This window comes from Pseudomonas sp. B7 (genome assembly GCF_016735645.1).
GTDB lineage: Bacteria > Pseudomonadota > Gammaproteobacteria > Pseudomonadales > Pseudomonadaceae > Aquipseudomonas > Aquipseudomonas glycinae.
Map to the genome: position 1 here is coordinate 231,434 of NZ_JAERRE010000010.1, position 13,804 is coordinate 245,237.

A 13,804-nucleotide genomic window follows, 5' to 3' on the forward strand; every position below is an offset into this window, starting at 1 on the left:
TCATGTCTCTTTTCAAACGTTCAGTCACTGAGTTGTTGGGTACGTTCTGGTTGGTGTTGGGCGGCTGCGGCAGTGCGGTCATTGCCGCGTCTTCACCCTTGGGAATCGGCGTGCTGGGGGTCGCCCTGGCGTTCGGTCTGACGGTGTTGACCATGGCGTTTGCCATCGGCCACATCAGCGGCTGTCACCTCAACCCGGCCGTGTCGGTCGGTCTGGTCGTCGGCGGTCGGTTCCCGGCCAAGGAACTGCCTGCCTACGTCATCGCCCAGGTGCTCGGCGGGATTCTGGCAGCGGCCCTGCTCTACCACATCGCCAGCGGCAAGGAAGGTTTCGACATCGCCGCGGGCCTTGCCTCAAACGGTTATGGCGAACACTCGCCGGGCAAATACTCGATGGCGTCCGGCTTCGTCACCGAACTGGTGATGACCGCCATGTTCGTGGTGATCATCCTCGGCGCCACCGACAAGCGCGCCCCGGCAGGACTGGCACCGATCGCCATCGGCCTGGCCCTGACGCTGATCCACCTGATCTCGATTCCGGTGACCAACACCTCGGTCAACCCGGCCCGCAGCACGGGCCCGGCGCTGATGGTCGGCGGCTGGGCCATCGCCCAGTTGTGGATGTTCTGGGTCGCGCCGCTGCTCGGTGCGGTGGTCGGCGGCGTGCTCTATCGCTGGCTGGGCAAGGAAGACAACTGAAGGAGCCGGCGAGGATCAGGCTTGCCGATACGGCAAGGCGTTCCTCGCCTCTTCGGCATAGGCCAGCACACCGGCGCGCTCCTGGTGCAGGAAGTCTTTGACCGCAGCTTTCAAACCGGGATGGCGCAGGTAATGCCAGGAATGGGTGATCACCGGTTCAAAGCCGCGAATCAGTTTGTGTTCGCCCTGGGCACCGGCATCGAAACGTTGAAATCCATTGGCAATCGCATAGTCCATGCCCTGATAGAAACAGGTCTCGAAGTGCAGCCGGTCGAACTCGGCCAGGCATCCCCAGTAGCGTCCGTAAAAACTGTCGCCGCCCACCAGGCTGAACGCCATCGCCACCGGCCGTGAGTCCTGTCGGGCCAGGACCACGCGAATCGATTCCGGCATGCGCTCGGCCAGCAGGCTGAAGAATTCCCGGGTCAGGTACGGCGCCTGCCGACGCACCGCGTAGGTGTTGGCGTAACAGGCGTAGACGAAATCCCACTGCGCCTCGTCCAGCTCGCGGCCTTCCAGCCATTCGAACTCGAAGCCCTGCCCCGCCACTTGCTCGCGCTCCTTGCGCATCTGTTTGCGCTTGCGCGAGGCGAGCACGTCGAGGAAGTCCTGAAAGTCGCGGTAGCCGCGATTCTGCCAGTGATACTGACAGCCGATGCGCTGCAGCCAGCCCGGCTGCTCGGCCATGGCGGCATCGGTGAACGCGTCGGTGAAGTTGATGTGAGCACTGGAGAGCTCATCGATTTCCAGATACCCCGGCAGGCTCTTGAGCAGTTCGAATCCGTCCTCGACATTCGCTGCCAGCAACCGTGGGCCACTGACCGGACTGAATGGGACCGCGCTCAAAAACTTGGGGTAGTAATCGATGCCGGCCCGGGCGCAGGCATCGGCCCAGCCGTGATCGAACACGTATTCGCCGTAGGAATGCCACTTGCGATAACCGGGCAGCGCAGCGATCACGCGACCCGCCTCGACGTGCAGCAAATGCTCCGCTTGCCAACCGGTGTGCGGGCCGACGCTGCCGCTGTCTTCCAGCGCAGAAAGAAACGCATGGCGCAGAAACGGCTGGTTTTGCGGGACCAGAACATCCCAGTCGGAGGCTGGAATTTCCGACAGTTTGTGCAGACGTTGCAGCGGCATTTTCCTCTCCACTTTCGGGCGTGAACGCCCGGTGAGTATCGCTGATCGGCCGGGCGTTGCCCACGCCCGAATGCGCGACAGCGCTCTAGATCAATAGTTCACGGCAGTTTTGTATCGTCATCAACCTGCCATCATCGTGCCACTGCTCTGTCATAAACCATCGCGATACTGGCGCCTGTTTTTAGAGCGCCGGGTTCTACCCCGGACACTGTTTTCCGACCGTCAAACCGTCGGTTGTGCCCAGGATGGTTCAGCCATCCCCTTTTCATCTTCGGAGATTGCTATGCGTCTTGCTTCCACGAAAACTGCGGCGGCCCTGTGCGGTGGCCTGTTGCTGGCCATGAGTGTACCGGCCAGTGCCGCAGTCGACGCCAAACTGCTCGACATGCTCAAGGCTAACGGTTCGATTTCCCAGGCGCAGTACGTTGAACTGCAAACTGAACTGGCCAAGGATCAGAAGGCCCAGCAAATCGCGCAGCAGGCGCAGCAAGAGACCAACGAGCAAATCGCGGCGACCGCGAAGAAAACCAACGAGCTCAGCAGTTTCGACCAGAAACTGGCCTGGGCCGCCAAGACCCAGTTCAAGGGCGATGTGCGTATCCGTCAGGAAACCATCAAGATCGACGGCGAACCGAACAACGGCGGCCGCGACAAGGATCGCCAGCGTATCCGTGCCCGTCTGGGTGCGTACACTGAGATCAACCCGCAAGTCGACACCGGCATCCGTATCGCCACCGGCGGCGGCGACGACGCCCGTTCGACCAACCAGGACCAGGACAACTACTTCGACAAGAAGCAGATCTGGCTCGACCTGGGCTACATCGACTACCACCCGGATCAGATCAAGAACCTGCACATCATCGGCGGCAAGATGCTGCAACCGTGGGTGAGCATGGGCGACGTGATCTGGGACAGCGACATCAACCCGGAAGGTCTGGCCGTTACCTACAAGTATCCATTGGGCAGCAGCGTGGAGCTGTTCGGCAGCCTGGGTAACTACAATCTCAAGGACAACGTGGATGGCGACGGCGTGCAATTCCGTCATGACCTGCGTCTGACCGCCGGCCAGTTGGGCAGCCGCTTCGCCATCACCGACAACCTGAAACTGACCCTGGGCGGCAGCGTCTACGCCTACCAGAACGACGAAGACAGCCGTTGCACCGGCACCTCCACGCCGTGCGCCCTGGCCGTCAACGGCAACTCGGCGAACAACGAATTCCGTCTGTACGAAGGCTTCAGCCAGGTCGACATCGGCGGCCTGCCAATGCCGCTGTCGTTCTACGGTCAGTATGTGAAGAACAACGATGCAGTGACCGATCAGGACACCGCATGGCTGGTGGGTGCCAAGTCGAAAGTCTTCGGCCTGAACCTCGACTACAACTATCGTGATGTGCAGCGCAACGCTGTGGTCGGCGCCTTCACCGATTCGGACTTCGCCAACGGCACCACCGGTTCCCGTGGCCACAAGTTCAAGGTCGGTTACGACATCGACAAGAACTTCGCCATTGGTGCGACTTACTTCCTGACCAAGGCCGACTTCTCCAGCCGTACCCAGCGTGATGCAGACACCAACACCCTGCAGCTGGACGCGGAAGCGAAGTTCTAAGCAACCCGGCAACAGACTTCAAACGATGGGTTGTACATCCGGTTCCATCGTTTGAAGAGGCTTCAACAGACTGGCGCGACCGCAGCGATCCCCATCATCCGTTCGCTGCGGCCGCGCCAGTCTGTGTTTTCAGGGACTGTCCTTGCGCCGCAGCTCTGCCAACTGCTCGGCCAACGCGTCCACGCCCTCTTCAGGCTTTTGCGGCATCGCCCGCAGCGTCGCCTGCATCAAACGCATCTGGCGAATGAAACGCCGGCAATTGCGGCAGAACATCAGGTGATGACGCACCATCAGTTTTTCGCGAAAGCTCAACTGGCCATCGAGATAATCGCTGGATCGCGCCACTTGCTCCTTGCAGGTCAACATTCTCCCGTCTCCTCAAAATGCTCCACGGTCGCAAAGACCTTCAAACGTGCCCTGTGCAGCAGCACGCGGACATTGGAGAGCGAGATCTCCAGAAGATTACAGATCTCCTCCAGCTCCAGGCCCTGGCGCTCGCGCAGCGTGAGCACACTGCTCTGAAGTTCGGAGAGGCTGAGCAACGTATGCTCCAGGCATTCACGCAGCTCGCCTTCGGTCAGCAATGCCTCGGGTGTGTCCTGGTGCCAGGCGAACGGTGCTACCAGCCAGTGGCCGTCGCCGGGAGAAAAACGATCGTCATCGATGGTGCCGTGGGGGGACGGCAGATCATCCAGCAGCACTTCGCGACGATTGAGTTTGTAGCGGCTCTTGGCCGAGTTGGCGGTGATGGTCAGCAGCCAGGTCTTGAGGCTGGAGCGCCCCTCGAAACGGCCGATATTGCGCACCACCGACAGCCAGGCGTCCTGCACCACTTCTTCGACATGGCGCTGGCCGACAATCGCGTAGGCCACCGCGCGCATGGGGCTTTGATAGGTGCTGACCAGCTCCTTGAAAGCCTTCTGCTCACCGGCGAGCAGCCGCTCAAGCAATCGGGTGTCGTCAACTGCCATCCATCAATCCCCTGTTCCTGACTTCGAAAATGATAGCGGCAGGACTTCGCCTGCCGCCACTTTCGAAAATTACAGCGTTCGCGCCGATTCGGATGTAGGAAACGTCAGCGCGATTAAGAGGAAATGAACCCGCTGTTAGCGTTTACGCAGAATCACGCTACCAATCGAGTAACCGGCACCGAACGAACTCAGCACCGCCAGCGAACCGGCCGCCAGATCGTCCTGATATTTGTGGAACGCAATCACGGAACCGGCGGAGCTGGTGTTGGCGTAGGTGTCGAGAATCACCGGGGCTTCTTCTTCGGTGGCTTCGCGGCCCAGCAGCTTGCGCACGATCAGGTGGTTCATGCTCAGGTTGGCCTGGTGCAGCCAGAAGCGTTTTACGTCACCGACATTGAGCTTGTTCTCTTCCAGATGCTCGCCAATCAGTTCGGCCACCATCGGGCAAACATCCTTGAACACCTTGCGGCCTTCCTGCACGAACAGTTTGTCGCGGGCGCCGATGCCCTCTTCCGCTGCGCGGTTGAGGAAGCCGAAGTTGTTGCGGATGTTGTTGGAGAACTTGGTCAGCAGTTTGGTGCTGACCACATCGAACTGGTGCTTGGAGGTTGCCAGATCGGCGCGCTCGATAATCACGGCGGTGGCCGCGTCACCGAAGATGAAGTGGCTGTCGCGGTCGCGGAAGTTCAGGTGACCGGTGCAGACTTCCGGGTTGACCATCAGGATCGCCCGGGCCTGGCCCAGTTGCACGGTGTTGGCCGCTTGCTGGATGCCGAAGGTCGCCGACGAGCAGGCAACGTTCATGTCGAAACCGAAACCCTGGATGCCCAGCGCTTCCTGGACTTCGATGGCGATGGCCGGGTAGGCACGCTGCAGGTTGGAGCAGGCGACGATCACGCCGTCGATGTCGGCGGCAGTCTTGCCGGCACGTTGCAGGGCTTGTTCGGCAGCGCCGATGGCCATCTGGCAAAGCACCGACCATTCGTCGTTGGAACGCTCCGGCAGGCGTGGCGCCATGCGCGCAGGGTCGAGGATGCCATCCTTGTCCATGACAAAGCGGCTCTTGATGCCGGAAGCTTTTTCGATGAACGCGGCGCTGGACTCGGTCAGGGCCTGGACTTCGCCGCTGGCGATGGCTTCGGCGTTGTCCGCATTGAACTGGGCGACGTAGGTATTGAAAGACTGCACCAGCTCTTCGTTGGAGATGCTGTTGGCCGGGGTGTACAGGCCGGTGCCGCTGATGACGACGTTATGCATGGTCGTTTCTCTAATCTGTTCAGGCAGAAAGTGCTGGCACCGACGTGCCAACACGCAAAGGGTCCATTCCCGTATCAAGGGACGCAAAAACCAGGCATCGCTTTATTCCGCTGCGCGGCCCGGCAAAGGCTCTGGGACGCGAAAACGGCATTTATGGTGGCGAAGTTTGCCATAAACCCAAGGTTTTGGCCCCATTCCCAAGTACAACGCCTGACCAATGTGGGAGCGCGCTTGCTCCCACAAGGGGAATTTCGTCCCCCATGGTCATGCCTCGACCTGCGTCCATTGTTTGTTCAGGCGCTTGTCGGAGATCGGCACTTTCGTGCCCAACTGCTGGGCGAACAGCGAAACCCGATACTCCTCCAGCCACCAGCGATACAGCTCGAGCTGCGGATCGCGTTTGCCTTCCTGAGCATGTTTGGCGGCGCGGGTCTGGTATTGCGTCCAAAGGCCGGCAAGTTCGCCGCTCCAGACCCGATCCTTCTGCACCTGCGCGCCCAGCTTCTCGAAACGCTGCTCGACCGCTTTCAGGTAGCGCGGTAACTCCTTGAACCAGAGCATCGGCGTTTCCCTGACGAAGCCCGGATACACCAGATGGCTGAGCTGCTGCTTGATGTCGTTGAGCGCCACGGCCTGAGCCAGATCGATCTTGCCCTTGAAGCGTTTTTGCAGACCGTGCCAGAGCTTGAGGATTTCCAGCGTCAGGCGTGCCACGCGCTCGGCGTGCTCGGTCCAGCTGCCGCGCTTGCGCTCGGCCAGTGCCGCCAGCCCTGCGCCGTCACGCGGCAACGGGTCTTCGCCGTCGAGAATGCAGCTGTCGAGGCTGGCCAGCAGAATGTCTTCCACCAACGCATCGACGCGGCCCAGTTCGCGGTACAGCAGGCCCATTTCGGTCAGGCCCGGCAACTTGCCGCGCAGGAACTTGGCCGGTTCCGCCAGTTGCTGCATCAGCAGGCGTTGCAAGGCGCGACGGTGCTGGAACTCGGCTTCGGCCGGTGTCGAGAAACGACCTTCCTTGACCGTGCCGCCCTCTTCCACCAGCGCCGGATAGACCGTCATCGACAGCCCGGCGATCTTCTGCTGAGTCTTTTCCGCCACCGGCGCGAAGACCTTGGCCTCCACCGGTTGCTGACTTTTCGCACTTTGCGGCACGGCCAACGCAGCCTGGCTGGCTTCGGCGAAACGTGCGGTCAGTTCCGCCAGATCCCGTCCTTCGCCAAGGAACTTGCCCTGGCCGTCGACGATTTCCAGGTTCATCCGCAGGTGGCTTTCGACCTGCTGCGCCGCTTCCGCCCACGCCTCATCGCTGACCCGCGCACCGGTCATGCGCAGCAGTTCGCGGCCCAGCGCTTGCGGCAACGAACCTTCGGCAAACGTCATGCGTTGCAGCGCGGCCTTGATGAAGTCCGGCACCGGCACGAAGTTCTTGCGCAGGGCCTTGGGCAAGTTGCGCACCAGCGCAATGCACTTGGCCTCGATCAGCCCCGGCACCAGCCACTCCAGGCGCTCCGGCGGCAGCATCGGCAACAGCGGCGCCGGCACGCGCAGGGTCACACCGTCGCGCGGGTGATTCGGTTCGAAGTGGTAACTCAGGGCCAGTTCCAGATCGCCGATGTGCAGCGTGTCCGGGTAATGCTGGGCGGTGACTTCACTGGCTTCGCGAGCCAGCACGTCTTCCTCGCGCATGATCAGCAGTTGCGGGTCTTTCTGGCTGTTGACCCGATACCAGCTGTCGAACGTCGCGGTCTGGTGAATCTCCGCAGGCAGTCGCGCGTCGTAGAACGCGTAGAGGGTTTCCTCGTCGGCCAGAATGTCCCGGCGACGGGCCTTGGCTTCCAGCTCATCGAGTTGTTCCAGCAACTGCTTGTTGGCGGTCAGGCACTTGGCCCGGGACTGAATCTCGCCCCGCACCAGACCTTCGCGGATGAACAGCTCCCGCGAAACCACAGGATCCACCGGGCCGTAGTGCACCGGTCGGCGACCGACCACGATCAGACCGAACAGGGTGATCTGCTCGAACGCCACGACCTGGCCGCGCTTCTTCTCCCAGTGCGGTTCGAAGTGGTTCTTCTTGATCAAGTGCCCGGCCAGCGGCTCGATCCAGTCGGCGTCGATCTTCGCCACCATCCGCGCGTAAAGCTTGGTGGTTTCCACCAGTTCGGCGGTCATCACCCACTGCGGGCGCTTCTTGCCGATGCCCGAAGACGGGTGAATCCAGAACCGCCGCTGACGGGCGCCAAGGTAATCGCCGTCCTCGGTTTTCTGGCCGATCTGACTGAGCAAGCCGACCAGCACCGCTTTGTGCAGCTTCGGATAATCCGCCGGCTCTTTATTGAGGCTCAGCTGCAAGTCGCGGCAGATCAGACTCAACTGGCGATGGGAATCGCGCCACTCGCGCAGGCGCAGATAATTGAGGAAATTCTTCCGGCACCAGTTGCGCAGCGGACTGGCGGTCAACGCTTGGCGCTGTTCTTCGAAGCCACGCCACAGATTGACCAGCGCAGCGAAGTCCGAATCGGCGTCCTTCCACTGCGCGTGGGCCTGGTCAGCGGCTTGCTGACGCTCCGGCGGACGCTCGCGCGGGTCCTGAATCGACATGGCGCTGGCGACGATCAGCACTTCCTGCAGGCTGCCGAGCTTCGCCGCTTCCAGCAGCATGCGGCCCATGCGCGGATCCACCGGCAGGCGCGCCAACTGGCGGCCGAGCGGGGTCAGCTGACTGTTGCGATCCACTGCCGAGAGTTCTTGCAGCAGGTTGAAACCGTCGCTGATCGCCTTGCCGTCCGGCGGCTCGATAAACGGGAAATCAGTGATCTCGCCAAGGCGCAGATGGAGCATCTGCAGAATCACCGCCGCGAGGTTGGTGCGCAGGATTTCCGGATCGGTAAATTCCGGGCGACCGAGGAAATCCTCCTCGCTGTACAAGCGCACGCAGATACCCGGCTCGACCCGACCGCAGCGACCTTTACGCTGGTTGGCGCTGGCCTGGGAAATCGCTTCGATCGGCAACCGCTGGACCTTGGCGCGGTAGCTGTAGCGACTGATGCGCGCGGTGCCGCTGTCGATCACGTAACGGATGCCCGGCACGGTCAGCGAGGTTTCGGCGACGTTGGTTGCCAGCACCACGCGACGGCCCGGATGCGACTGGAAAATCCGCTGCTGTTCAGCCGGCGACAGGCGCGCGTACAACGGCAGGATTTCGGTGTGTTTGAGCTGGGCCTTGCGCAGCATGTCGGCGGCGTCGCGGATCTCACGCTCGCCCGGCAGGAACACCAGCACGTCACCAGGACTGCGCCGTTCGCTGCGCTCATAGGCGGCGATTTCGTCGAGGGTGGCGAGGATCGCCTGATCCACGGTCAGGTCGTCTTCGACACGGTTGCCCTCTTCGTCCTGCTCAAGCGTCAGCGGGCGATACCAGGTTTCCACCGGGAAGGTACGGCCGGAAACCTCGACAATCGGCGCGTCATCGAAATGCTTGGAGAAACGCTCCAGATCGATGGTCGCCGACGTGATGATGACTTTCAGGTCCGGACGACGCGGCAGCAGGGTTTTCAGGTAACCGAGCAGGAAGTCGATGTTGAGGCTGCGTTCGTGGGCTTCGTCGACGATGATCGTGTCGTAGCGCTCGAGGTACCGGTCGTTCTGGGTTTCCGCCAGCAGGATGCCGTCGGTCATCAGTTTGATCAGCGTATTGGAATCGCTCTGATCCTCGAATCGAACCTGATAGCCGACCAGTGCACCCAGCGGCGTGCCGAGTTCTTCGGCAACCCGACTGGCCACGCTGCGCGCGGCAATTCGCCGAGGCTGGGTGTGGCCGATCAGACCATGCTGGCCGCGACCGATCTCCAGACAGATTTTCGGCAACTGGGTGGTTTTACCCGAGCCGGTTTCACCCGCGATGATCAGCACCTGGTGCTTTTCCAGGGCCTTCTTGATTTCGTCACGCTTGGCCGCAATCGGCAGGCTGTCGTCGTAACGGATCACCGGCAGGCTGGCCTTGCGTGCCAGCACCTGATCGCAGGACGCCTGCATCCGCGCCACCCACTGGGCCAGCTTGGCCTCGTCGGGTTTCTTGCGCAGCTCAAGCAACTGTCGCCGCAGCCGGTGGCGGTCGGCGAGCATGGCGTGATCGAGGTTTTTCAGCAGTTTGTCGATGGAGGGCGATTCGTCGGTCATCGGGTACGCAATTCGGTCGTCTAGTGGCGCAAGGACGCGATTGTCGCAGAAAAGCAGCTACAAGCGGCAAGCTACAAGCCGCAAGTTGAAAGCGGCGTTTGACTTGAGGCTTGTAGCTTGCTGCTTGTAGCTTGCTGCTTGCTGCTTGCGGCTTGCGGCTTGCGGCTGCTTTATTCGTTATCCAGGCCTTTGCGCCGATACGGAAAGACATCAATGACTTTCCCCGCCCGAATCGCTTCCTGTAGCCCCTTCCAGTAATCAGCGTTGTACAACTCGCCATGCAACTGATCGAACAGCTTGCGCTGCGCTGCATCGGCAAACAGGAACGGCGGAAATTCCTCGGGAAACACATCCAGTGGCCCGATCGAATACCACGGTTCGGAGGCCATTTCGTCCTCCGGCGTACGCGGTGCCGGAATGTGGCGGAAGTTGGCTTCGGTGAGAAAGCAGATCTCGTCGTAGTCGTAGAACACCACCCGGCCATGGCGGGTGACGCCGAAGTTCTTCAGCAGCATGTCGCCGGGAAAGATGTTGGCCGCCGCCAGTTGCTTGATCGCCAGGCCGTAATCCTCCAGCGCTTCGCGCACCTGGGCTTCGTTGGCGTTATCCAGATAGAGATTAAGCGGCGTCATTCGGCGCTCGGTCCAGCAGTGGCGGATCAGCACGGTTTCGCCTTCCAGCGACACCGTGGACGGCGCGACTTCCAGCAGCTCCGCCAGGCACGCCGGCTCGAATTTGCTCAGGGGAAAACGAAAGTCGGCGAATTCCTGGGTATCGGCCATGCGCCCGACGCGGTCGACGCTTTTCACCAGTCGGTACTTCTCGATCACCGTGGCGCGGTCGACGTTTTTGGATGGGGAGAAACGGTCCTTGATGATCTTGAACACGGTGTTGAAGCCCGGCAGCGTGAACACGCTCATGACCATGCCGCGCACGCCCGGCGCCATGATGAACTGGTCATCGGTGTTGGCCAGGTGATTGATCAGGGCGCGGTAGAACTCCGATTTACCGTGCTTGTAGAAACCGATCGAGGTGTACAGCTCGGCGATGTGCTTGCCCGGCAGGATGCGTTTGAGGAAACCGATGAACTCCGCCGGCACCGGCACATCCACCATGAAATACGAACGGGTGAAGGAGAAGATGATCGACACCTCCGCTTCGTCGGTGATCAATGCGTCGATCTGAATCCCGCGCCCTTCGCGGTGCAGCAACGGAATCACCAACGGCCACTGATCGTCGTTGGTGTAGATGCGCCCCACCAGGTACGCGCCCTTGTTGCGGTACAGCACCGAGGAAAACAGCTCGACGCTCAGCTCCGGGTCCTTGCACACCCAGTCCGGCAGGTTCTCGCGCAGTTGCGCTTCCAGACGCAGCAAGTCGCCGGGCAAATCGGCGTAGGCCTCGCTGAAGCGGTAATCGGCAAAGATGCTCGCAAGCATGCCCGAGATCTGCCCTTGGGGCTTGTAGGTGCGGGTTTGCGCGGCCCGTGCCCGACGCAGGCTCGGGCGCGTGGTGTGGATGAACATGCAGCCGTCGCTGATCAGGTCGTGGCTGAACAGGCTGCAGAAAATCGAGTTGTACCAGGTCTCGGACAGCTCATCGTCGAAGCGCAGGTCGATGATGCTGATGTAGGCGCTTTTCACCAGTGGCCAGCAGGTGACATCCATCAAGGTGTCCGGCTCGAAGTACTCGCGCAGACGGGCGACGGTTTCACCGACCTTTTCTTCGTAGAGGTTGATCCGGGCCGCCGACGCGGTTTGCGTGTCCTGCCAGCGGGCCTGCTCGAAGCGCTCCCGGGCGCCGTCGGTGATCCGCCGGAAATGCTCGCGGTAATCGTCAAACCCATCGAGGATCAGGCGGGCGATGTCGGTGGCTGGCCATTGCTGCGGCATAGATGAGACCTCTGCGGGAATTGGAGAATCTGTGCTCGAAGGCCTGAGCTTAGCCACGGAAGCGGCTGCAGGAGAAGCGCAATTTCGGCCAAATCCTCTTGCGGGTTGTACAACGACACAGTTTTTATCAAAGTTTTTTTAATCGACCGTTCGGTCAATAAACATCCCCTCAGGTGCTCCCCAGCGCCGGGCGCCAGCCCGCGATTTCTCTGGGTTTCGGATCCAACTCAACGGCGACATCTCTAGCTTGCACTTTTGCCCGGCTTGTTCATTCCTGTCCATTCCATCTGCCAATAGCCAATGACTGGTCTTACCAAGATAGTGGCACTTTGATATACAGCCCGCCATCACCCGCCTCACAACAAGATCCTCGGCTCACGAGGACGACCTCTCCCCAAATGCCCAAGGAGCACATTGATGACTATCCGGAATCTGCGCATCGGTTTGCGCGCCAGTTTGTGTTTTGCCGTTCTGGCCAGTCTGCTGGTGGTGGTCGGCCTGTTCGGTCTGGGCCAGATGAAAACCCTGCGCGAGAGCGCGGCGGTGATCGAGGAAGCATGGATGCCCAGCATCGAAAGCATCCATGACACAGCGGCGAACATCGCCAGCATCCGTCTCGAATCCCTGCGCCTGATCACCAGCACCCAGGCTGCCGTGCGCGAACGCAGCAAAGGCCTTCTCACGGTGCAACGCCAGGAGTTGCTCAAGCGCCTCGACGATCACAAAGCCCTGATCGCCAACGATCAGGAACAGGCGATGCTGGAAGGACTGAGCGCGGACACCGCCAAGTACCTGAGCATCCTTGACCAGATCATCAAACAGATCGACGCCGGACAAAACGATCAGGCCTACGCGCGCCTGACCAATGAACTGGCGCCCCAGGGCACGGTGCTCGACAAAACGCTGGAGCAAATGATCACGCTCAACCAACAAGGCGCGGATACCGCCGCCAAGTCCGCGGCGGCGATGTACCAGCAGGCGCTGTGGATCGTCGCGATGATCATCGTCATTGCGCTGATTGCCACGTTGCTGCTGGCCTGGTTGCTGACCCGCAGCATCACCGCGCCGATCAATCAGGCGCTGAACGTGGCACGACGGATTGCTTCGGGAGACCTCAGCGGTCGCATCGACAGCAACGGCAAGGATGAAGCGGCGCAGTTGCTGATCGCTCTGGCCGAGATGCAGAGCAATCTGCGCTCGACCATTCGCGGCATCAGCGAGTCGGCCCAGCAACTGGCCTCCGCCGCCGAGGAAATGAGTTCGGTGATGGAACAGAGCACCCGCGGCCTGCAACAGCAGAATGACCAGATCGAACAGGCTGCCACGGCGGTCACCGAGATGAGCACGGCGGTCGATGAGGTGGCCGCCAATGCGGTGTCCAGTGCCGAAGCCTCCGAAGCCTCGAACGAGGACAGCAAGCACGGGCATGTGCAGGTCAGCGAGACCATCAGTTCGATTCAGGAATTGGTCAGCGCAGTGCTGGGTGCGTCCGAACAGGCCGAGGGCCTGGCGACTCAGGCCCAGGACATCAGCAAGGTACTGGAGGTGATTCGCGGCATCGCCGGGCAGACCAACCTGCTGGCACTCAACGCCGCCATTGAAGCGGCGCGGGCCGGCGAGGCCGGACGAGGGTTTGCGGTGGTCGCCGATGAAGTCCGCTCGCTGGCCCAGCGCACGCAGAACTCCACCGAAGAAATCGAGCTGATGATCAGCAGCATTCAGCAAGGCACCAGCGCCACCGTCGGCGCTTTGCAATCCAGCGCCGAGCAGGCCAGCCACACCCTGCGCCGGGCCAACAGCGCCGGCCAGGCCCTGGAGAAAATCACCGCGTCGATCTCGCAGATCAACCAGCGCAACCTGGTGATCGCCAGCGCCGCCGAGCAGCAGGCGCTGGTGGCGCGGGAAGTCGATCAGAATCTGGTGACCATCCGCGACCTGTCGACCCAGACCGCTGCCGGCGCCACCCAGACGTCTGCCGCCAGCCAGGAACTGTCGCGACTGGCCGTAGACCTCAACGGGCTGGTGACGCGCTTCGTGATCTGATCAGAAAATTAAATGCCCGAT

At 61.3% G+C, this 13,804-nt stretch carries 9 protein-coding genes; 3 read left to right on the forward strand and 6 right to left on the reverse strand.

The genetic code is table 11. The annotated features are described in order from the left end of the window. Positions 1-2 precede the first annotated feature (2 nt). Positions 3-698, forward strand: coding sequence for an aquaporin Z (aqpZ, locus tag JKA62_RS22495; protein ID WP_201819546.1), 696 nt, complete (start codon positions 3-5; stop codon positions 696-698). 15 nt (positions 699-713) lie between these two features. Here aqpZ and JKA62_RS22500 read toward each other — a convergent pair whose 3' ends face one another. Then, the gene (locus JKA62_RS22500; RefSeq protein ID WP_201819549.1) at positions 714-1,838 is read right to left on the reverse strand and encodes a GNAT family N-acetyltransferase; all 1,125 of its coding nucleotides are present in this window, start codon (positions 1,836-1,838) and stop codon (positions 714-716) included. Between the two features lie 283 nt (positions 1,839-2,121). Between JKA62_RS22500 and JKA62_RS22505 the strand changes: the two genes are divergently transcribed. Then, positions 2,122-3,444, forward strand: a complete 1,323-nt coding sequence (locus JKA62_RS22505; protein ID WP_011332954.1) for a putative porin — start codon at positions 2,122-2,124, stop codon at positions 3,442-3,444. Positions 3,445-3,573: 129 nt separating this feature from the next. Here JKA62_RS22505 and JKA62_RS22510 read toward each other — a convergent pair whose 3' ends face one another. From JKA62_RS22510 to aceK, 5 genes are all read right to left on the reverse strand, one after another. Then, positions 3,574-3,810, reverse strand: coding sequence for an anti-sigma factor family protein (locus JKA62_RS22510; protein ID WP_011332953.1), 237 nt, complete (start codon positions 3,808-3,810; stop codon positions 3,574-3,576). Then, positions 3,804-4,415 (reverse strand): RNA polymerase sigma factor, encoded by a 612-nt coding sequence (locus JKA62_RS22515; protein ID WP_011332952.1) that lies wholly within the window; start codon positions 4,413-4,415, stop codon positions 3,804-3,806. The genes JKA62_RS22510 and JKA62_RS22515 overlap by 7 nt, the downstream gene beginning before the upstream one ends. 135 nt (positions 4,416-4,550) lie before the next feature. Next, on the reverse strand, positions 4,551-5,672 hold the full coding sequence (locus JKA62_RS22520) for a beta-ketoacyl-ACP synthase III (RefSeq protein WP_011332951.1): 1,122 nt from the start codon (positions 5,670-5,672) through the stop codon (positions 4,551-4,553). A 264-nt stretch (positions 5,673-5,936) separates the two neighbouring features. After that, complete coding sequence (gene hrpA / locus JKA62_RS22525) at positions 5,937-9,848, reverse strand: ATP-dependent RNA helicase HrpA (protein ID WP_201819551.1); 3,912 nt, start codon at positions 9,846-9,848, stop codon at positions 5,937-5,939. Positions 9,849-10,018: 170 nt separating this feature from the next. Then, complete coding sequence (gene aceK / locus JKA62_RS22530; RefSeq protein WP_011332949.1) at positions 10,019-11,740, reverse strand: bifunctional isocitrate dehydrogenase kinase/phosphatase; 1,722 nt, start codon at positions 11,738-11,740, stop codon at positions 10,019-10,021. Positions 11,741-12,157: 417 nt separating this feature from the next. On the opposite strand from aceK, the gene JKA62_RS22535 reads away from it, so the two are divergent. Continuing rightward, a complete protein-coding gene (locus JKA62_RS22535) occupies positions 12,158-13,783 on the forward strand; it encodes a methyl-accepting chemotaxis protein (protein ID WP_201819553.1) in 1,626 nt (541 codons plus the stop codon). The last annotated feature ends 21 nt before the right edge of the window (positions 13,784-13,804 follow it).